Source organism: Sediminibacterium ginsengisoli, assembly GCF_900167075.1.
GTDB lineage: Bacteria > Bacteroidota > Bacteroidia > Chitinophagales > Chitinophagaceae > Sediminibacterium > Sediminibacterium ginsengisoli.
Genome location: NZ_FUWH01000001.1, coordinates 590,348 through 610,366 on the forward strand (window position 1 = coordinate 590,348; position 20,019 = coordinate 610,366).

16 protein-coding genes are annotated in these 20,019 nt (G+C 45.9%); 9 read left to right on the top strand and 7 right to left on the bottom strand.

Annotation, left to right across the window (positions count from 1 at the left end; genetic code table 11):
* The first annotated feature begins 25 nt into the window (after positions 1–25).
* The 3 genes from B5D42_RS02700 (at position 26) to B5D42_RS02710 (ending at position 3,284) form a co-directional block, all read left to right on the top strand.
* Positions 26–967, top strand: a complete 942-nt coding sequence (locus B5D42_RS02700) for a glycerophosphodiester phosphodiesterase family protein (RefSeq protein WP_217698764.1) — start codon at positions 26–28, stop codon at positions 965–967.
* 73 nt (positions 968–1,040) lie between these two features.
* Positions 1,041–2,315, top strand: coding sequence for an alkaline phosphatase family protein (locus B5D42_RS02705; RefSeq protein WP_078829986.1), 1,275 nt, complete (start codon positions 1,041–1,043; stop codon positions 2,313–2,315).
* Between the two features lie 9 nt (positions 2,316–2,324).
* Positions 2,325–3,284, top strand: coding sequence for an endonuclease/exonuclease/phosphatase family protein (locus B5D42_RS02710; RefSeq protein WP_078829878.1), 960 nt, complete (start codon positions 2,325–2,327; stop codon positions 3,282–3,284).
* A gap of 11 nt (positions 3,285–3,295) precedes the next feature.
* Here the strand turns inward: B5D42_RS02710 and B5D42_RS02715 are convergent, their stop codons facing one another.
* Positions 3,296–3,841 (bottom strand): 2'-5' RNA ligase family protein, encoded by a 546-nt coding sequence (locus B5D42_RS02715; protein WP_078829879.1) that lies wholly within the window; start codon positions 3,839–3,841, stop codon positions 3,296–3,298.
* A 13-nt stretch (positions 3,842–3,854) separates the two neighbouring features.
* Positions 3,855–4,163 carry a hypothetical protein gene (locus B5D42_RS02720; RefSeq protein WP_139366951.1) on the bottom strand — a complete coding sequence of 103 codons (309 nt, stop codon included), beginning with the start codon at positions 4,161–4,163 and terminating at the stop codon, positions 3,855–3,857.
* 36 nt (positions 4,164–4,199) lie between these two features.
* On the opposite strand from B5D42_RS02720, the gene rmuC reads away from it, so the two are divergent.
* The 6 genes from rmuC (at position 4,200) to B5D42_RS02750 (ending at position 13,352) form a co-directional block, all read left to right on the top strand.
* On the top strand, positions 4,200–5,666 hold the full coding sequence (rmuC, locus tag B5D42_RS02725) for a DNA recombination protein RmuC (RefSeq protein ID WP_078829881.1): 1,467 nt from the start codon (positions 4,200–4,202) through the stop codon (positions 5,664–5,666).
* A 281-nt stretch (positions 5,667–5,947) separates the two neighbouring features.
* Positions 5,948–7,537: a M20/M25/M40 family metallo-hydrolase gene (locus B5D42_RS02730; RefSeq protein WP_245825528.1), complete on the top strand. Its 1,590-nt coding sequence runs from the start codon at positions 5,948–5,950 to the stop codon at positions 7,535–7,537.
* A 194-nt stretch (positions 7,538–7,731) separates the two neighbouring features.
* Positions 7,732–8,121, top strand: a complete 390-nt coding sequence (locus B5D42_RS02735) for a BlaI/MecI/CopY family transcriptional regulator (protein WP_078829883.1) — start codon at positions 7,732–7,734, stop codon at positions 8,119–8,121.
* Positions 8,122–8,142: 21 nt separating this feature from the next.
* Positions 8,143–9,897 (top strand): M56 family metallopeptidase, encoded by a 1,755-nt coding sequence (locus B5D42_RS02740; RefSeq protein ID WP_078829884.1) that lies wholly within the window; start codon positions 8,143–8,145, stop codon positions 9,895–9,897.
* Entirely contained in the window at positions 9,894–10,400 is a 507-nt protein-coding gene (locus B5D42_RS02745; protein ID WP_139366952.1) for a hypothetical protein, read from the top strand. The genes B5D42_RS02740 and B5D42_RS02745 overlap by 4 nt, the downstream gene beginning before the upstream one ends.
* A 147-nt stretch (positions 10,401–10,547) precedes the next feature.
* On the top strand, positions 10,548–13,352 hold the full coding sequence (locus B5D42_RS02750; protein ID WP_078829886.1) for an outer membrane beta-barrel protein: 2,805 nt from the start codon (positions 10,548–10,550) through the stop codon (positions 13,350–13,352).
* 77 nt (positions 13,353–13,429) lie between these two features.
* Here the strand turns inward: B5D42_RS02750 and B5D42_RS02755 are convergent, their stop codons facing one another.
* The 5 genes from B5D42_RS02755 to B5D42_RS02775 all read right to left on the bottom strand — a co-directional run bounded on the left by B5D42_RS02755 (position 13,430) and on the right by B5D42_RS02775 (position 19,954).
* Positions 13,430–15,844, bottom strand: a complete 2,415-nt coding sequence (locus B5D42_RS02755; RefSeq protein ID WP_176112880.1) for an outer membrane beta-barrel family protein — start codon at positions 15,842–15,844, stop codon at positions 13,430–13,432.
* Positions 15,845–15,940: 96 nt separating this feature from the next.
* The gene (locus B5D42_RS02760; protein ID WP_078829888.1) at positions 15,941–17,362 is read right to left on the bottom strand and encodes a hypothetical protein; all 1,422 of its coding nucleotides are present in this window, start codon (positions 17,360–17,362) and stop codon (positions 15,941–15,943) included.
* Positions 17,363–17,814: 452 nt separating this feature from the next.
* Positions 17,815–19,008, bottom strand: coding sequence for a pyridoxal phosphate-dependent aminotransferase (locus B5D42_RS02765; RefSeq protein WP_078829889.1), 1,194 nt, complete (start codon positions 19,006–19,008; stop codon positions 17,815–17,817).
* A gap of 88 nt (positions 19,009–19,096) precedes the next feature.
* On the bottom strand, positions 19,097–19,474 hold the full coding sequence (locus B5D42_RS02770; RefSeq protein WP_078829890.1) for a DUF1573 domain-containing protein: 378 nt from the start codon (positions 19,472–19,474) through the stop codon (positions 19,097–19,099).
* A gap of 12 nt (positions 19,475–19,486) precedes the next feature.
* The gene (locus B5D42_RS02775; RefSeq protein WP_078829891.1) at positions 19,487–19,954 is read right to left on the bottom strand and encodes a DUF1573 domain-containing protein; all 468 of its coding nucleotides are present in this window, start codon (positions 19,952–19,954) and stop codon (positions 19,487–19,489) included.
* Positions 19,955–20,019: the final 65 nt, after the last annotated feature.

Here is a 20,019-nt window from a genome sequence, read left to right on the forward strand (position 1 = left end):
AGGTTCAAGTTATTAAATGAAAGTTATGCGTATCTCAAAGATCTTTTTCCTGCCCTTGCTGGCATTACTGGTTTCAATAACAGTCACTGCACAACGGTCGGAATACTTGTTACAGTTTAAGAACGGGACAGAACTGCAGCAATTTCTGACATACTCCCCAAAAAGAATTCCGTTGATCAGTGCACACAGGGGTGGTCCTGTAAAAGGCTTTCCGGAAAATGCACTCGAAACATTTGCCAATACCATTACTGTACATCCGGCCATTATTGAATGTGATATCACGTTAAGCAAAGATTCGGTGCTGGTATTGATGCACGATGACAAACTCGACAGAACCTCAACCGGTACAGGTGTTATCAAAGAACAGCCTTATGCAGAGCTGGAAAAGTTATACCTGAAGGACAATGAAGGAACGGTAACGAGTTATAAAATTCCGAAACTGGATGATGTGCTGGCCTGGGGTAAGAACAAAGTGATCTTTACCCTCGATGTAAAAAGAGGCGTGCCCTATGCACGTGTGATCGAAGCGATCCGCCGTACGAAAACGGAAAGCTGTTCTGTAATCATTACTTATAATGCAACGCAGGCGGCGGAGGTGGCGAAACTGGCTCCCGATCTGATGATCTCCGTAACTGTGCAGAACAAGGAAGACCTGCAGCGTTTATACGACAATGGTGTTCCATATAACCGCATGCTGGCTTTTGTAGGCGTGCGCGAAGCAGATCCGGCATTGTATGAATTATTGCATGAACACAAGATCCAGTGCATCCTCGGAACATTGGGCAACCTCGACAGGCAAGCAGAAGCCCGGGGCGATCGTTTGTATTATGATATGATCACAAGAGGTGCTGATATCCTTTCTGCAGACAGAACACGGGAGGCAGATGCGATGGTAAATCAATACCGGGAAGACAATAAACTGACCAGCCCGCATATCGTGAAACGTCCTTTAAGGAATGTGCAGTGAGGGCGAAGTGATGGGAAGAATAAGGAACACGCACATGGCCGGAATACAATTTAAAACACAAAGAAAAACAGGGATGAAAAAATATAAAGGCAGCATTTTATTAATGCTGATGCTGGGCATAGCCGTAGGAAACCTGCAGGCGCAGGCTCAGCCGGATACTGCGCAAAAGATCGTTGCAGGAAGGAAAAATACAAGCGTGCAACAATTGAAACCCTATGTGATCCTCATTTCGGCCGATGGATTCAGGCATGATTACGCTGAAAAATATAATGCTGAAAACCTGCTGCGCTTATCCTCGGAAGGAGTGCGGGCAACAGCTATGATACCGGGTTATCCGTCGGTTACTTTTCCCAATCATTATTCCATTGCAACAGGGCTGTATCCTGCACACCACGGGCTGGTAAACAACACTTTCTACGATGCAGCCAAAGGCGGTAATTATTCAATGGGCGACAAAGTAAAAGTGGGCGATGGCAGCTGGTACGGCGGAACACCATTATGGGTACTGGCAGAGCAACAACAGCTGCTGAGCGCAAGTATGTTCTGGGTAGGGTCTGAGGCTGCAGTTAAGAATGTACGGCCTACTTATTATTACAACTTCAACGACAGGATGCCTGTTGCCGACAGGATCTCTGCCGTAAAGAACTGGCTGCAGCTTCCGGAAGAAGATCGTCCGCACCTGATTACTTTTTACCTGTCGGAGCCGGATCATGCAGGGCACCGTTACGGACCGGACGCGCCACAAACAGCCAGTGCCGTAAAAACGGTTGATTCCATCATCAATGTATTAACAGCAGCTGTTGCGTCAACCGGACTTCCCGTGAATTTTATTTTCCTGGCGGATCACGGAATGACAGCCGTTGATACGCTGAATCCGATACCGATGCCGGCAGCGATCGATCCGTCGAAATTTATCATTCCTTCATCGGGAACAACACTGGTACTGCACGCGAAGGATAAAGCAGATATACAGCCAACCTATGAAAAGCTGAAGAGCGAAGAAAAAGATTATAAGGTCTATCTGCGTAGTAATATGCCGGCCAACCTGCATTACAGCGATAAAGACGATAGTCTGAACCGCATCGGGGATATCCTGCTGCTGCCCGAATGGCCAAAAGTATTTTCAGCACGTAAGCCCGGCGCAGGATACCATGGTTTTGATCCTTATACGGTGAAAGACATGCAGGCGACTTTTATGGCCTGGGGGCCAGCATTTAAGAAAGGTGTACAGGCAGGTACCTTTGAAAATGTAAACGTTTACCCGCTGATCGCCAGGATCCTAGGACTGAATTACAACGAAAGCAGCATCGACGGTAAAATAGCAGTATTAAAGGGTATATTGAAATAAGCAGATAACATGAAACAGATACTTGCAATGTTTCTGATTGCGGGCAGTGTCATCACTGCAGTACAGGCACAGAAACTGACAACATACAGGCCCGGAATGGTGTTCCCGGCAGATTATGCACCGGCAAAGGATACACTGGTGGTGATGGCTTACAATACGGAGAATTTCACCGACACCAAAGACAATCCATATATCTCCAACAGGATGGAAGATGATGCAGCCAAAGCAATGGAAGGCCGGGAAGCACTGCTGGCAAAAGCCCTCAAGGCAGCGAATGCAGATATTGTGATGATCGCGGAATTCGAGACCGTTGCTTACCTGAGAGAGATCAACCAGAAGTACGATCTGGGGTACAAGTTCTTTGCTTCTTCAGAAAGCCAGACCTGGTACCAGAATACAATGCTGATGAGCAAAGTGCCGATCGGAACATTCCGTACCTACAATGCTGTTTATTCACCGGTAGAAGGAGAAACAGATAAGAATGGCATGCCGCTTACGCAGACCAACATCAATTCAAGAATGTGGATCGCAGAAGTATGGCCGGCGGCAGACCGTAAATTGTATCTCTGTGGCGTACACCTGAAAGCAGGCCGTAATAAAAGTGATACGGCAACACGTGCAGGCCAGTTCCACCTCTTAAAGGGCGAATTCGACCGCATTCTGAAAGAAGACAAACATGCAGCTATACTGATGGCCGGTGATTTCAATGCAACCCCGGAAAGCGCCGAGTTCCGCATTATGCAGGAAGGAAATAAAAAGAGCAGGCTGATAGATCCGCTGGCAGGAACAGAAGTATATTCTCATCCTGCAAAAGCACCACGCTGGCGGATCGACCATGTCCTGTATAATCAGAATCTTAAATCCAGGATCGTTCCTGGCAGCACAGGACCTGTTTACCTGTTGAGCAGGGAAGAAATGGAGAAACTGAGTGACCATTTGCCTGTGATAACAAAAATACTGGTACGTTAAAACAGGTTGAGTTATGGTGCCGGCAGGAAACTGCCGGTTTTTTTATGCGCTGTCTCACCAAAAGGATAGAATGCAATCCTTTCCCATTTTCCTTTGCTGAAATGAAAACAATCTAACCCTGTTGCCAGTATCGTAAAAGGAACAAAACCAGCCGCCAGTTTTTTGTGTGTTAATGATGCTTTAAAGGCGGTGACCTTATTCTGGATCGTGATATGTGGTTTCAATGGCTTCTGATCTTTAGCGCAGGTCCATTTTTCCAAAGCGTGCTGAAGGCCTGAATGAAACTCCTGTAGTTGCGGGGAATCGATAGTAAATGCCACACCTTTCTTCCATAATACAATTCCCGTTACTGCAAGCTCCATTGCCTGTTGCATGACGGCGGCGGATAAGATCGAGTGAATCTCCTTTTCGTCAGAAGGTAGCCTGTGAAATAATGTAAGGTGCGCGTTGAGCAGGTTGGCATGGGCCGGGTAATGGATATTGCGTAATTCGGTAAAATAGCTGGCTGCATCAGGAGAAATCCCAAGGGTGATGATCAATGGAGGAACTGTAGCCATATTATTCAGCGGTTCAGGTAAACAGGTCGTGCAGTGTTTCAGCAATCACGGGTAAAATTCCCGGTTGTACAGCATGAATTTGTTCCATATTTTCAGGACTGACCACTGCCCTGTAATTCCGTTCTTCATCGGCTTCAAAAACGATCACAACGTCATTAACGGTGATCCGGAAATAATTGGTAAAGCCGGTTGTGTGCATGGTTGCAGGCAATAACATTTCCAGGCCATTGTACCAGATAGGCAATTCAAAATCTTCGGGCATTTGGGAAGAGAGGTTAAAATAGCTATAAATAATGCGGTAAGATAGAAACAATTGTTGCATTTTCGTTTGTTTGCAATTACATAAATCCGATTGACGATGCATATGGAAATCATACTTTACTGTGCCGGAGCTTTTCTGGGTGGCATACTGGTGATGTGGCTGATCAGTATTTCCGCTTCACGCACAAAACAGGCGGAACTGGCTGAACAAAAAGAAAAACTGGTGGCTCTGGAAACCGAGAACCGGTTGCTGGATACGGAACGCGGGAAATTATCAACTGCTTTAAGTACAACGCAGGAGCAGCTGGCCATTACGGGTAAAGCCTGCTCAAAGGCCGAGACACTGGTGCAGCAGCTTGAAATATCGCTCGGCGAGATAAAGGACAATCTTCGCCAGGAAAAAGAAAAGCACTGGCAGACACAGCAGGAATCGGTGCGGCTGCAGAATAATAACCACCGGCTCGGCGCAGAACTTAAGGCAAAGGAAGAGCAACTGGTGGCACAGAAACAACAGCTGGAAGAGATCGGCAGCAAATTCACCAGAGAATTTCAGGTGCTGGCACAGCAGGTACTCGAGGAAAAGACAGAAAGTTTTCACAAACTGCAGGAAAAGAATATGACTACGATACTGCATCCGCTGAAAGAAAACATCGAACAATTCAAAACCGCATTTGAAACAAGATATAACCGCGAGTCGGAAGAAAGGATCAGTTTACGTGAACAGATCAGGTACATGATGGAGCTGAACAATACGCTCTCCACACAGGCGAATGACCTCACCAACGCACTGCGTGGCCAGGTGAAACAACAGGGCAACTGGGGTGAAATGATACTCGAAAGCATCCTGGAATATGCCGACCTGCAGAAGGGGATCCACTATTTTCCGCAGGAAGCCAGTTATGGCGAATCGGGGCAATTACTTCAGCCCGATATTATTGTACGTTACCCCGACCAGCGGGCTATTGTGATTGATTCCAAAGTATCGCTTGTGCATTATGAGCAATACATCACCGCAGAGCATGACCAGCAGAAAGTCGCGATGGATCTGTTGCTGAATTCCGTTTACCGTCATATCGATAATCTCAGCGGCAAACGTTACCAGGATGCAGTTGGCGCGCTTGACTTTGTAATGCTTTTTGTTCCGGTGGAAGGAGCATATATCACCATCATGCAGGCCGACCGGCAATTGTGGCAGTATGCGTACAAAAAAAGAGTATTACTGACAAGCCCCACCAACCTGATCGCAGCCATGAAGCTGGTGTACGACCTCTGGAAAAGAGATGGTATTAACCAGGAAGCACAGCAGATCGCAGAAAGAGCAGTGAAAATCTATGAAAAGCTGGCAGCTTTTGTGGAAGATTTCGAAAAAGTAGGGACACAGCTCGATAAAGCCACCCTTACATTCAGTGATGCACGCAAAAAATTACATACGGGCAGGGGTAATGTGATCAGCCAGGCACTGCAGATGAAACAGAAAGTACATCATACCAAACCCAACCGCGACCTGCCGCCGGAATTATCAGATGAAGCTATGGCCGCAGAACAGGATGGAGAAGAAATATAAGGGAGCCCTGTAAAAACAGCGCTCCCGGAGCTTATGCTTGTCTTGCAATCCATATCTCCCCCTTCTTGAATTCTTTTCCGGATTCATTGCTGATCATAGGATATCGTCATCTGTATTATACCTCAAATATCTTTTTCAGCGAGACAGCTGCAATACCCGCTGGCGGGTATATCGGGAAGTGCCCGGATACGTTTTTTTTTAATATTTACCGGGTTCAGCGGTTATTACCCGGTTCATCATTTTGAGTTCTTCTTTTAAGAAAGGATCATTACATTCGGCTGATGAAAACTAGAGAAACCTCCAACCGCCTTGGTCATTTCAGGAATATGACCCGGTTATTCATTGTTACGATGAGCCTTACGGGCAGCGTGGCAATGGCTCAGACGAAAGATCCGGTGATCGACAAGATCGTAGCCGAAGCCACCACCAATTCACAGCTGGAAAAGCTGGCACACGAACTGATCGACGGTATTGGCCCGCGCCTGGTGGGTACGCCGCAGATGAAGCAGGCGAACGATTGGGCTGTAGCCAAATACAAAAGCTGGGGTATCAGCGCCAAAAATGAGAAATGGGGCGATTGGAAAGGCTGGGAAAGAGGTGTTTCGCATATCGATATGGTTTATCCCCGTGTAAAATCACTGGAAGGTATGCAGCTTGCATGGAGCCCTTCAACCAACGGGAAAACCATTACTGCTGAAATGATCATCCTTGCTGATGTGGAAGATTCAGTAGCATTCGCAAAATGGCTGCCTTCCGTAAAAGGAAAATTCGTTATGATCTCTATGGCTCAGCCAACCGGCCGCCCGGATTACAACTGGCAGGAGTTCGCAACCAAAGAGTCTTTCGATAAAATGAGGAAAGAGCGTGCGCAGACAACAGAAGCATGGCGTAAACGTATGAGCAAAACCGGCTATACTGCCAAAACACTGCCTGTTGCGCTTGAAAAAGCAGGAGCTGCAGGTGTGGTAATGTCGAACTGGTCATCAGGTTTCGGCGTTAACAAGATCTTCAGTGCATATACCACCAAAATCCCTACCATTGATATCGGTCTGGAAGATTACGGTCTGCTGTTCAGACTTACTGAATCAGGTACCAAACCAAAAATTGCGGTAAGGACCGATTCAAAAGATAATGGCGTTGTTCCTGTATTCAACACCATCGGCGAGATCAGGGGAACTGAAAAACCAGAAGAATATGTAATGCTGTCTGCACACTTCGATTCGTGGGATGGCGGAACCGGCGCAACCGATAACGGAACCGGCACACTGACCATGATGGAAGCGATGCGTATCCTGAAACTGGTATATCCTAATCCTAAAAGGACAATCCTTGTAGGTCACTGGGGAAGTGAAGAACAGGGACTGAATGGTTCAAGGGCATTCGTGGAAGATCATCCTGAAATTGTACAAAACTTACAGGCCTTGTTCAACCAGGATAACGGAACCGGAAGGATCGTGAATGTTTCAGGTCAGGGCTTTAAAGATGCAGGAACCTATCTTACGCGCTGGATGGCGAAACTGCCGGATAGCCTGCGTTTGAGGATCAGGTCAAGCTTCCCAGGTTCACCGGGCGGCGGCGGATCCGATTTCGCATCATTCGTAGCAGCTGGAGCACCAGGATTCTCACTCAGCTCACTGGGCTGGTCTTATTCCAACTATACCTGGCATACCAACCGCGATACCTACGACAAGATCGTGTTCGATGATCTGCGCGACAATGCGATTGTAGCAGCGATCATGGCTTATATGGCCAGCGAAGATCCTGAGCGTACTTCACGCGAGAAAGCACCTTTACAGGTAAATCCTCGTACCGGACAACCAGGCACATGGCCTGCCGTTGTAAAACCGATCCGCAAAGGACCAGTTAACTAAACAGCTGATTTCCGGCAATATAACAAGCCCCGTTCACCATAGCTTCAGCAAGGTGAACGGGGCTTTTGTTTTCAATAAAAAAAGGGGAGTATAGAAATACCCCCCGGACACTAGTATGAGAAGATTTTTCACTTCCCGCCACAAATTTATAAGATAATATTTTGTTCGTACGAATATTTTCCTACCTTTAGTTCATGAAGAAGGAAAATCATACTGCCGAACCCACCAAATCCGAACTGGAGATACTGCAGGTACTCTGGGAGAACGGACCGTCTACCGTTCGTTTTGTGAACGACAAACTGAACGAAGAGAAAAGAAGCGTACAGTACACTTCAACCCTGAAGCTGATGCAGATCATGGTTGAAAAAGCATTACTGAACCGCGACGAGTCGCAAATGAAGCATGTGTACAGTGCTGCGGCCGAAGAGCAGCAGACGAAGGGCGCACTGCTGGACCGCTTTGTAGATACCCTGTACAAAGGCTCGGCAAGCAGCCTGCTGATGCAGTTGCTGGGTAACCGAAAAACATCCAAGAAAGAGCTGGAGGAAATGCGTGCGTTGCTGAATAAGATCGAAAAAAAATAAGATCACCACAAAATACCCTTTATGATACAGGTACTGTTCTCCAAGGAACTGACATCCGCTATCTGCTGGACCCTGGTTCATTCCCTCTGGCAGGGATTGATACTGGCGCTTGTAACCGGCGTGACCATGATCGCCACCCGTAAATCGGAAGCCCGTAAAAGATACCGGCTGCTGGTGGCTTTGTTCATGGTTTTTGTGACCGTGAGCATTGCAACTTTCTTTATGGAATGGCAGCACGCTACTGCACTTGCAGAACAGCAGATTCCTGCAGCAGCTGGTTACAGCAGTACAGACAACGCTGTGATCGTACAGGTTGTAACGGATGATAATACTGCCACGTATAACCAGCAACTGATCAGCAGGATGAAAGATTACCTTGATAACAACGCTTCACTGATCGTGACCCTCTGGATGATCATTTTCCTTGCGAGGTTTGTACAATTCACCGGTGAACTGGTCTACGTACAGAGGCTCAAACACCATAGGGTTGTGCCGGTTTCAGGGTACTGGCGCCGCAAGCTTGCATTACTTGCAGAGAAACTGGATCTCGGTAAACCAATCCGCCTGCTCGAATCCGGTATGGTGAAAGTACCCGTGGTTATGGGTGTGCTGAAACCCGTGATCTTATTGCCCGCAGGCCTTATTACCAGGCTGCCCGAAGACGAAATCGAAGCAATACTGCTGCATGAACTCGCTCATATTAAACGCATAGATTATTTCGTGAATCTCCTGCAACGCTTTGCTGAAACATTGTTTTTCTTCAACCCGGCCTTATTATGGTTGTCTTCGATGATCAGGGAAGAAAGAGAGAATTGCTGCGATGATATTGCAGTATCCGTGACCAATAATAAAACACATTTCATCAATGCATTAATCAGTTTCCAGGAATATAATTTATCAAATAAAAATTATGCTATGACATTTCCAGGTAAAAAGAATCACCTGCTGAACAGGGCAAAGCGACTGATCGACAGCAGGAACAAAACGCTTAACACAACAGAAAAAAGTTTTCTCTCACTGGGAATGGGGCTGTTGCTTGTTTTCTCTTTTGCTACAGCACGTACGGTTACGCCGGTGGACAAAAAAGCAACAGAGGAACAAACGGTTGCTGCACACCATGAGATCGATACAGTTTACGCAGGTGGGGAAAAATCCATCAGTTCTTTTAGCGCAGTGGCCGAAGAGCATGCTGCCAGTGACATAATGGATACAGTTCCGGTAGCACCTAAAAGAAAAGCAGTTCCGGCAACCACACCGGCAGCACCCGCAGCACCATCAGTTCCCGGCTCTCCTGCCGCAGTTCCTGCAGCACCGGCCGTAGCTCCAAGATCTTCTGTACCTGCTGATGTAGTTGCACCTGTTCCGCCCGTACCACCCGCAATATCATCCGATTTTTCCAGTAAGTCGACCAACAGTCATACAGTTGATAAAAACAGGGAACTGACAGTAGAAGCAACTTCAAGGGATGGACATGATTACAGGCTGAGGAAAACAAATGATCAGATCAAAGAACTGGTGATCGACGGGGTTAAGATCGATCCAGCATCTTACAAGGACTATAAGGAGTTGATCGATAAGCTTGACTCTCCGGACGATGGCAGAAGATCCATGGATTTCAATAAGTCTGAATGGAAGAAAACAAAACCGCGCGGAAAAGGAGATAATGCTGAAGCCGGTGCGTCATCTGTACCGGATAAATTCACCATGGGCGCGGATGTTAACATGCAGCGTACAAAAGCGAATACTGACGCCAAATGGGAGGGGAAAGCAGAATGAAAAAGACGGACAGCCTCAAAAAAAATAATGGTCAGCATTTTCGTGTTACGCCGGATAAGAAAGCTGCATTAAATGAAGATGTTGTTGCCAAAAACATGCAGGCAGTGAATAATAAAACGCAACAGCGGAATCTTGCTGCAAATAGCGAGGTTATCAAAAGAAAAATTGCAGCCGAGGCACGTAAAGCTGAGAATGAACTAAGAAAGGCGAAACTGGACCAGCAGAACAAGCGCCACAACGAACAACGTAAAGCGGCAGCTGACCAGATGTTAAAGATCGTAGAAGATATCAAAGCCAGCAGCGTAGCTTTTGATATGGACAAGAGCTGGTTCGCACTCGATTCCAAAAGATTTGTCGTGGACGGGCGGGACATGACCGAACTTCTTCACAAATCCTTCAAAGAAAAATATCTTACCAATAACGGCATGGGCTATTATCTCGGCAATGTAAAGCTGGATGGCCGCGGTATTTTCCTTTCTAATAAGGACCTCGCAAGCCGTTGATCCTTTTTACCGACCACTTCTCCCGGTTTTTCTGAAAAACGCCTTCCTCTTTTCCAACCTGTAACCTACTTGTAACTCTTATGCAAAACGAGGGTCTGGCGCTGCCATGCCCGGTCAAAAAAAGAACATAATCGCAACTGACAATTTATGAAAAAGAATTTCCTGGCAGTACTAGGGCTGCTGATTTCTCTCTGTACCTTCTCGCAAAGCGGAACCATTTCCGGAAAACTGATGGATTCGGCATCCGGAAAAGCATTGCCGCTGGCTACCGTCACTGTATTTAAAGCTCTTGACACGGCGATCATTACCTATCGTCTGAGTAATCCCGAAGGCGATTTTAAAGTGCCGGGTTTACCATTGAATGTTCCTTTGCGGATGATCGCTACTTTCTCCGGTTATGGTGCTGTGCGGAAAGAGTTCACATTAACAGCCGAAAAAAACAATTTACAGCTGGATACATTACGCTTATCAACAACCTCCAAACTGCTGGATGAAGTAATAGTGATCTCGGAACGTCCGCCGGTAGTGATTAAGAACGATACCGTTGAATTCAACGCTTCTGCATTTAAAACCCTGCCGAACGCACTGGTGGAAGACCTTTTGAAAAAGCTGCCCGGTGTACAGGTAGATGCAGATGGTAATATCACCGTAAACGGAAAAGCCGTGAACAGGATCCTGGTAGATGGCAAGACCTTTTTCGGCAGCGATCCTAAAATGGCATCGCGCAACCTGCCTGCAAACGTGATCGATAAAGTACAGGTAGTGGATGATAAAGAAGAATTATTGCGCAATGGCGATGATAACATGAACAATGTAGGTAAGGTGGTCAATATCACATTAAAGAAAGGCGTCAAAAAAGGCATGTTCGGAAAAGTATATGCCGGAGCCGGAGACCAGGAACGCTATGAAGCAGGAGCTATCGCTAATATATTCCGTGATACGCTGCAGGTAAGTTTACTTGGCTATGTCAATAACCTGAACCGTCCGGGTTTCAGCTTTACAGAACTGATGCAGACTGCAGGCCTGGAAAGAAGCAACAGCAATCTCAACAGCAGGAGTACCAGCATCTGGAACAATGGCTCCGGCAGCGGGATTTCTGTTAACGGGATCAGCTTTGGCGGATCGCAGAATACAGGAGGTATTGCTGCAAGTAAAGGCTTGGGTATTAATATTAACCACGCACCGAGTTCAAAACAGTCTTTGTTTGCACAGTATTTCTATGGCAATATTCTGATAGACAGGATCAACGAGTCTGACGTAAGCCAATACAGAGGCGACAGTATTATCCGCAACAGTACGGTGGTAACGGGAGATGTGGTTAATAACGCGCATAATATCGGTATCGGCGGAAAATTCAATCCCGATTCTGTAACAACCATCATGGCAAGCGCCAACTATACGATAGGCCTTTCAGACGAAGACCGTTTCAGCAATATTGCCAGCACGCATAACCTGTTAGGTCCGCTGAGCAATGGTCTTATATTGCAGAATAACGAGTCGAAGACCTATTATTACCGCCATAACTTTACATATACGCGGGCGTCTAAAACGAAAAAGGGAAGACGGATCAGCATATCGCATAACCTGGATATCAACAACAACTTCACTGATTTTACCACCAACTCGAATACACATTATATCTATCCTGTGGCATACGATACGCTGCTTGCACAGCTGCGTTCCACAGGTGTTCCTAAAACGAATGCAAATGTGGGCGTGCTGTACAGCGAGCCATTGAACAAGAACCTGATTGCAAGGTTTGGCAGCAGGTACGAGTATTCAAAACTGAATAACAATATCAATACGTTCAATCCAAATGCCGGCAATACTGCCTATGATGTGCCGAATCCGGCATTAAGCAGCACTTTCAATCGTGAAAGCCATTATTTCTATGTATCCGGTGGTCTTGAATGGAAACTGAAAGAACTGTACATCACACCAACTTTAAGATGGCAGATCCAGAATATCGATAATATCTTCAGCGGCTTCCCGATCAAACAGAACCGGAATGACCTGTTACCTGTACTGTCGATCAGGTATAAAACCCTTAATCTGAATTACAGTAAAGATATCTCACTTCCTTTCTACACTTACCTGATGCCTGTTACAGATAATACCAATCCGTATTTTATCTCAAAAGGTAATGCCAACCTTTTACCTGCAGAAAGGCATAACATCTCTCTCAATTACTTTGTGAACAATACCAAACGTAACCTGAGTGTGGGAGCAAATGGTGGCGGCAGCTTCTCGAAAAGCGATGTGATTCAGGAAGTAACTGTAGATAATAAAGGTATTCAGACCAATGTGCCTGTGAATGCCGACGGTACTGATAATTTCTGGTTAAACTACAACATCAACAAACAATACAAAAACAATCAGAAATTCATTGTTTCCTGGAATATGGGCGCTTATTACTCTTATAACAGGAGCCAGCTCTTGTACAATGGAGCAAAAAGCTGGCAAAAATCTTTCCAGATTAACCAGTGGGCCGGATTTAATATGAACTTCAACGATAAGCTTGAACTCAATGCGAGCTATAGTTTGAATAATACCTTTACGAGGTACACTTCCAGCACTTTCACTCCATTGAATGTGGTAACTCATTATGTTAACACTGAAGCGATCCTGCGTTACCCCAAACATGTGATCTGGGAAACCAATATCAACTACAGCTACAACGGAAGTCTGCAGGGCGGTTTGCCTAAAGACATCACCCGCTGGAATGCAGCTGTTAACTTCACGATGCTCAAAGATGAAAAGGGAGTATTGCGTATCGGTGTAAATGATATCCTCGATAAATTCAGAAGCATCAGTATGTATGCTTCCGGCAACAGAACCACTATTTCCCGCACCAACGTACTGGGCAGGTATTTCATGGCAACTTTCACGTACAATATCCGTGCGATCGGGGCTAAGAAAAAAGTGGGTGGCGACAAGTTATTCCTCTTCTAACCAACTATACCCAGAGCAAAAAAATCCCGGCAGGTAATGCCGGGATTTTTATTTGTATGATGCGTTTTAATTGCTGATCAGCCTGCACTTACCCGCCTGATCTCTTCAGAAATACCTGAGTTTTTACGGGTATCCTTAAAGGTTTTGCCAAACCTGTAACTGAATGCAATATTCACCACGCGGGTATCTCTCTTGAGCCTGAAATATTCAGTAGCCTGCTGAAAAGTAGTATTACCGTTCATGGCCTGTGTGTAAAATAGATCACGCACATTCAGTTTCAGACTACCCTTGTTTTTTAATACCTGTTTGGAGATACCAATGCCCGCCTGCCCGGTTGGTTCTGTGATTTCCTGCAGTTCCTGCTGGCTGGTATTGAAGAAGCCGGATAATTCTGCCGCCCAGCCTTTCCCTAACCTGAACTGATTGCCGAGATTCAGATTGGCCTGGGTAAGCGAGGCTTTTAACCTGTTGTACACTGTTCCCTCAATAATACGGTGATTGATGCTTGCCTGGAAAGATAAAGACCACCATGCAGCCGGTGCAAGCTGTGTGCTTACAGATAAGCCAAGATTTTTCATGCTGCCAAGATTGCCCTCTGTGTATACGATGATCCCGCTGGTATCGTTCAGGAATACCTGCGAGAAATAATCGGTAGTGATGCCGTAGCTCGCTGTTGTGGTAAGCAACTGTTTGTACTGGTGGCTTACTTCGAAATTCCAGGTGTACTGCGGCCTGAAGAATGGATTGCCTTTCTGGTAAGTGTATTTATTGATCTGGTATACAAACGGGTTCAGTTTCTGAAATGCCGGTCTGTCAATGCGTTTGCCGGCACTGAATGAAAAACTATGAGTTTCATTCACCTTATAAGTGAGCTGTGCAGTGGGAAAGAGATTGCCGTATTGCCTGGAAAAAGCCGAGTCTTTTCTTGTTGTATTACCTTTTTGTTCGGCATCGTAATCCGTGTATTCAAAACGCAGGCCGGCATCCAGTTCCCACTTGCCGTAATGCTGTGACGCAGACAGATACAGTGCGTGTATCCGTTCTTTATAAACGAAATGATTTGTTTTGGCTGCATCAGGTTCCCATAAACCGTTGTTGTAATAACTGTATGCGGCAATATTATCTGTATTTACCAGCGCTGATTTCCAGCCCGCCTGTAATCTGCCTTTTGATAATTGTTGTGTATAATCGGCCTTTCCTGAAAAAATAACCAGATCCGCAGGAAGAACACCTTTTGAGATCTCTGTGGTGGTTGTTGTCCCGGTAAGTGTGTTGTTGAAGAACTGCTCGCCTTCGGTTCTGTAAGCCAGGTAATCCAGATCAACCGAAATATCCTGTTGTTTGCTGAACGCGTGCCTGAGGTAAATATTGCCGCCATGATTTTTCCAATCACTGGTGGTGCTGTTGGTGCTCAGAATGGAAGAGTCTTTTACTCCCGCTGCGTTCATCCACTGTCCGGGGCTACGGCCATCACCATCCCGGCTCGAATTCAAACCTGTGAATGAGATACCCATGCTGGTTTTGTCACTCAGGAAATAATCAACGCCCCCCCTGCCGGTATTGCTGAAAAGCTTACTGCCGAGGTAGCTGAACTGTTCAAAATAAGATAAGACTGGTTGTTGGTAAGTTCTGTATGCATAGAGATCGGTGAAATTCCGGTTGGCTGTGAGTGCGTAAGAAAGAAAAACGTTGAACCGGTTATTCCTGTAATTCAGGTTGAAGCTGTTGTTGCTTTTATAATAGCGTCCCTGTCCGTAGGCAACAGCCAGGTTCCCGTTCAGTCCTTTCGTTTTTGTTTTTTTTGTTTTGATGTTGATAATGCCGGTGCTTCCGGTTGCATCATATTTGGCAGGCGGGTTGGTCATGATCTCGAGTTGTTCCAGCTGCGATGCGGGCAGGCTGTTCAGCAATGCGATCAATCCTTCACCTGAAAGGTAAGAGGGCTTATCGTCAACAAGGATCAATACATTCTGTCTTCCTTTCAGGGAAATAACACCGCTTTTATCAACACTTACGCCCGGCGATTTTTCAAGTATCTCCAGTGCGGTTGCCCCCACGTTTGTAATGGCTGATTCGATGTTTACAATAGTGCGTCCTGCCTTGAACTCGATCAGTGGTTTTTTGCTGGTAACGGTTACGCCGCTGAGTTCTGCTACGGCTGTCTGTAAATGTAAAATCCCGACATGCCGGCCTGCAGTGTCTGTGGTAAGCTGAACCGGCAGCAGCAGCTGTTTATGACCGGTGTAGGAAACAGATAGCAGGTATTTCCCCGGGGCAATCTGCTCGAGCTGAAACCTTCCCTGTTTGTCGCTGAGTGCAATTTTAATAACGCTGGAATCTTTCTGTTTTAAAAGGTGCACGCTGGCAGATTCAACAGAACGCCCGTCGGCATTCAGGATGGTGCCGCCGAGAGGGGGAAAGGTGGTTTGCGATGATGCTGCAAAGCTGAATGTGAGCAGGCATGCTGCTGTTAAAAAGGAGGAAAGATTCACATGAAATAGTTTAATGAAAAATCTTTCTAAACTCAATCCTTTTTGGCAGGAGGCCAACAATCAAAAAGCGATTTATATAAACGGCAAGAGAAGAGCTTAGCGTACCGGGCAGTCGAGGCGGCTGATCACTTTCCGCCTGCTGAAAGGATGGATATTCAGCATCAGGTAACCCCCGCCGTTCAGTTGCGGATTCTTTTTGAGGATGCCGAAATTATGTATGCCAGCCACCAGCGGACCGATCTTTACTGCTGCCCCGATCCATAACTGACCTTCTGTATTGTACTGTATCGGCAGGTAAGCACCCCAGGCAATGGTTTCCCAGCGCGGTGTAATGGTAAGCAGGTTCAGTTCACGGGTGCGTAGTTTTCTTGCATCGGCACTTGAATAGAAATTAAGGCTCAGGTCGCCGTTGATGTAAACATTCTTCGAGATCCTTTTGTCAACATTCAAAACAAGCCTTGTTGGCATACTGATGCTGAACTGACTGGCGTAAGGTGCAAAGGAACTGAACACAGTGGCAAGTGTATCGTGCAGACCTTCAATATCGTTAACGCCATTGAATTTCCTTGCCAGTGAAGTATCGGTAATATTGGTGTTGAAATTGCCGAACTGCGCAGAATAAATGCTCGACACGAATTTGTTGGCGCCGATATCCATCAGGCTGGCGCCGAATTTCCAGGAGTAACCGGGAAGATTGTCTTCATTTACTTCATTGTAACTGTTCAGGTCATAGATTGTGTATTCAACCCCAAGGCTTAATCCGAAACCTGTTTTGGTGTTTTTCAGGAATTCTTTTGTGGAAGGATTACCGGTTGCTGTCTGGTCGTAGTTGGATGAATAGCCAACCGCCCCTCCGCCTGCAACCAGCATGTATGCCGTATCGGAACCGTTCCTGATCTCCGTGAACGAAAATTTATCGGCTTTGGCAAAAGCGCCTGAAATACTGCGCATGATCTGTAATGTAATACCACCTGTAAGTCTGCCCGAAGATGATTCATGCAGTACCTGGGAATAATTCAGGTCGCCTTCTATCCAGCCTGCATGCGTGAAAAAACCACTCAGGTAAGCAGTATTCCTGTTCTGCTTAAAGAATTCATTATAGCCATTGATGCTGTCAGACCAGTTAAAAGCTGAGGTCTTGATATGGTTATAGGTCCTCGCCCTTAATCCGACAGCGATCGCTTGTTTATCATTGAATTTGTAATGAAAGCCGAGGAGGCCCAGGTCCAGGTTATTATGTAGTCTCCTGTTCGAATAACCGCTTTTGATATTGATGTCTGCGCTGTCGTAATTGCCGAGGGAAAAATGATCAAGCATGAGTGCATTGGTGGCCTGTTTTACCTGGAACGACAATACGTTTACATCCCATTTGTATACGCTGCCAACAGCTGCTGCAGGATTATTCCTGATTGCGGTACTTCCGCCGAAAGGCGAACCATTTACGGAATGATAACCCTGTCCGTATCCGGAACAGAAAAAAATGCATACAAGGAAGATGATACAACTTGTCGTTTTCATGGTACATGGAAATGCCGCATGTTAGGGCGGGTATTTCGGCGCAGGCAAGATAAATAAAAATCAGGCTGACTTACATTAAGTGCGGTTATGTGCAATAATAACACGGCAAGCGGTAAAAAAGCGGTTGTAAACAGAAAGTCCCCTGTAGAAACAGGGGACGTCTTCGATTGCTTGCCATATAAGAAAAAGAGATAAGTAATAATTGTTTAACCCTTGCCCGAACTTCTTTCAGTAGTAAAGCGGTTAGTTTTGATTGATGAATCAAAGATAATAAAGCGATCGGAAATAACAAATATTTATTTTATTAATTAATTATTATTTCAAGAAATATTTAAAATAAATCACTAATTGTTCAAAAAATAATTAAATATAAAATATTTTAATTTGTTTATTTAAAAGAATGCCCGTTTTTTAACGGGCATTCTTTTAAACTTTAAGTGATTGAAAATCAATTATTTTCTTCCCGGATATACTTTCAGCGCCGCTTCCAGACAATCCATGGCCTTGTTTATGTCATTTAAATTTAATACGTATGCCAGACGCACTTCCTGTTTGCCTAACCCCGGCGTGCTGTAAAAGCCGGTAGCAGGAGCAAGCATTACGGTTTGTCCTTCATGAGAGAAGCTTTCCAGCAGCCACTGGCAGAAAACATCTGCATCATCGATGGGTAAGCGGGCAATAGCATAGAACGCGCCGCCAGGGTTGGGGCAGAAAACGCCTTCCATGGCATTCAGTCGTTTTACCAGCAGGTCGCGCCTGGATTTGTATTCTGCTTTGGTTGTATCGAAATAATCTGCAGGCAGGTCAATGGCAGCTTCACCGGCGATCTGTGCAAAGCTGGGCGGACTCAGCCTTGCCTGTGCAAATTTCATGGCGGCGTCGAGCACCGACTGGTTTTTGGTGATGAATGCACCGATACGGCCCCCGCAGGCGCTGTATCGTTTACTGATGGTATCCATGATGATCACATTCTCATCAACGCCTTTCAGGTGCATGGCGCTTACCTGGTGACCTTCATAGCAGAACTCGCGGTATGCTTCGTCGGAGAACAGGTAAAGATTATGGCGCAGAATGATCTCTTTAAGTTGTTCCATTTCTGCGGCACTGTATAAGTAGCCTGTTGGATTGTTGGGGTTGCAGATCACGATCGCTTTGGTGCGGGAAGTGATCTTTTTCTCGAATTCTTCGATCGGCGGAAGGGCAAAGCCGCTTTCGATGGAAGAAGTTACCGGAATAACCTTTACGCCTGCTGCAACGGCAAAACCATTGTAATTGGCATAGAAAGGTTCAGGAATGATCACTTCATCCCCGGCATCGAGGCAGGCCATGAAACCGAACTGAATGGCTTCACTGCCGCCTGTTGTTACAATGATCTGGTTGTGGTTAACCTCTATCCCTACAGAATGATAATATTCCACCAGTTTCCTGCGGTAGCTTTCGTTACCGGCACTATGACTGTATTCCAGTACTTTAAAATCACTGTGCCTTACAGCGTCCAGTACCATTTTCGGGGTCTCGATATCTGGCTGGCCGATGTTGAGGTGATATACTTGGGTACCTTTCTTTTTTGCTGCTTCCGCATAAGGAACCAGCTTTCTGATGGGGGAGGCGGGCATATCCTGGCCGCGTTGACTGATCTGTAACATGCCGCAAAGATAAACGCATGCTCAACGTGGGCAAAACAAAAAAGGCAGCCGGAAAGCTGCCTTTTTAAATATATGATAAGGTTAACCTTTAGCCTTTTTGCCCGGTTGTTACTTCACCCTCGATCGTAAGTACAGTAGGTAGCTGTTCGTGTGCAAATTTGATGTTCACATTTTTCTTGAAAACACCTGGTGTTGCTGCATCGTACGTTACTTTGATCTTGGCCGATTGTCCCTTCAGAATCGCATTTTTTGGATATTCGGGTGTGGTACAACCGCATTCTGCATTGGCAAATTCTATCACAACAGGTTTAGCACCTGTATTCGTGAAGGTAAATTCATGCGTAACCGGTTTGTTTTGTTTGATCTTGCCAAACTTGAAATTCGATTCTTTGAAAGTTATGCCCGTCTGGCCGAAAACAGCCGTACATAAAATAACAGCGAGAATAGTCAGAAACTGTTTTACCATAACTGCGGTTGATTAATTGCTTACTACTTTGGATTTCTGTGGCGCGGGAGCTGCGGTTGCTGCTGCAGGTGCCTGCTCCGGAATACCTTCTCCTGTAAATGTTACCTGTTTGCTCAGTCCGCCCGCGAAATAAATCGTGGTTGGTTTGGTGAATGGTCCCATCGTATTGCTGCTGTAATGGATAGTGATCTTGCTGGTCTGACCCGGAGCGATCTTTTCATTCGGCGTGAAAGTTGGCGCCGTACAGCCGCATGCCGGTTGTACAGATGCAAGGGTAATGGTATCCTGGCTGATATTTTTCATTTCCACCACATACTCAACAGGTTTGCCGAAAGTGATCTTACCCATATTGTATTCTGCATTCTTGAACTCGATTTTCTGAGACACTGCATCTGCAGGTTTTGCCTGCGTGGCAGTATTCTGGGAAAACGCAAAAGAACCGCATACCAGTGCCGCGATCAAAAAGGTTATTTTTTTCATAGTTGTTTCTCTTTTCTGGTGATAAAATTACCAAAACTTCTTTGTACAGCAACCTGCATTTCCAA

Coding starts and splice junctions, on each gene's coding strand:
- B5D42_RS02700 (WP_217698764.1), top strand. CDS start 26: ATGCGTATCTCAAAGATCTTTTTCCTGCCCTTGCTGGCATTACTGGTT.
- B5D42_RS02705 (WP_078829986.1), top strand. CDS start 1,041: ATGAAAAAATATAAAGGCAGCATTTTATTAATGCTGATGCTGGGCATA.
- B5D42_RS02710 (WP_078829878.1), top strand. CDS start 2,325: ATGAAACAGATACTTGCAATGTTTCTGATTGCGGGCAGTGTCATCACT.
- B5D42_RS02715 (WP_078829879.1), bottom strand. CDS start 3,841: ATGGCTACAGTTCCTCCATTGATCATCACCCTTGGGATTTCTCCTGAT.
- B5D42_RS02720 (WP_139366951.1), bottom strand. CDS start 4,163: ATGCAACAATTGTTTCTATCTTACCGCATTATTTATAGCTATTTTAAC.
- rmuC (WP_078829881.1), top strand. CDS start 4,200: ATGCATATGGAAATCATACTTTACTGTGCCGGAGCTTTTCTGGGTGGC.
- B5D42_RS02730 (WP_245825528.1), top strand. CDS start 5,948: ATGAAAACTAGAGAAACCTCCAACCGCCTTGGTCATTTCAGGAATATG.
- B5D42_RS02735 (WP_078829883.1), top strand. CDS start 7,732: ATGAAGAAGGAAAATCATACTGCCGAACCCACCAAATCCGAACTGGAG.
- B5D42_RS02740 (WP_078829884.1), top strand. CDS start 8,143: ATGATACAGGTACTGTTCTCCAAGGAACTGACATCCGCTATCTGCTGG.
- B5D42_RS02745 (WP_139366952.1), top strand. CDS start 9,894: ATGAAAAAGACGGACAGCCTCAAAAAAAATAATGGTCAGCATTTTCGT.
- B5D42_RS02750 (WP_078829886.1), top strand. CDS start 10,548: ATGAAAAAGAATTTCCTGGCAGTACTAGGGCTGCTGATTTCTCTCTGT.
- B5D42_RS02760 (WP_078829888.1), bottom strand. CDS start 17,362: ATGAAAACGACAAGTTGTATCATCTTCCTTGTATGCATTTTTTTCTGT.
- B5D42_RS02765 (WP_078829889.1), bottom strand. CDS start 19,008: ATGTTACAGATCAGTCAACGCGGCCAGGATATGCCCGCCTCCCCCATC.
- B5D42_RS02770 (WP_078829890.1), bottom strand. CDS start 19,474: ATGGTAAAACAGTTTCTGACTATTCTCGCTGTTATTTTATGTACGGCT.
- B5D42_RS02775 (WP_078829891.1), bottom strand. CDS start 19,954: ATGAAAAAAATAACCTTTTTGATCGCGGCACTGGTATGCGGTTCTTTT.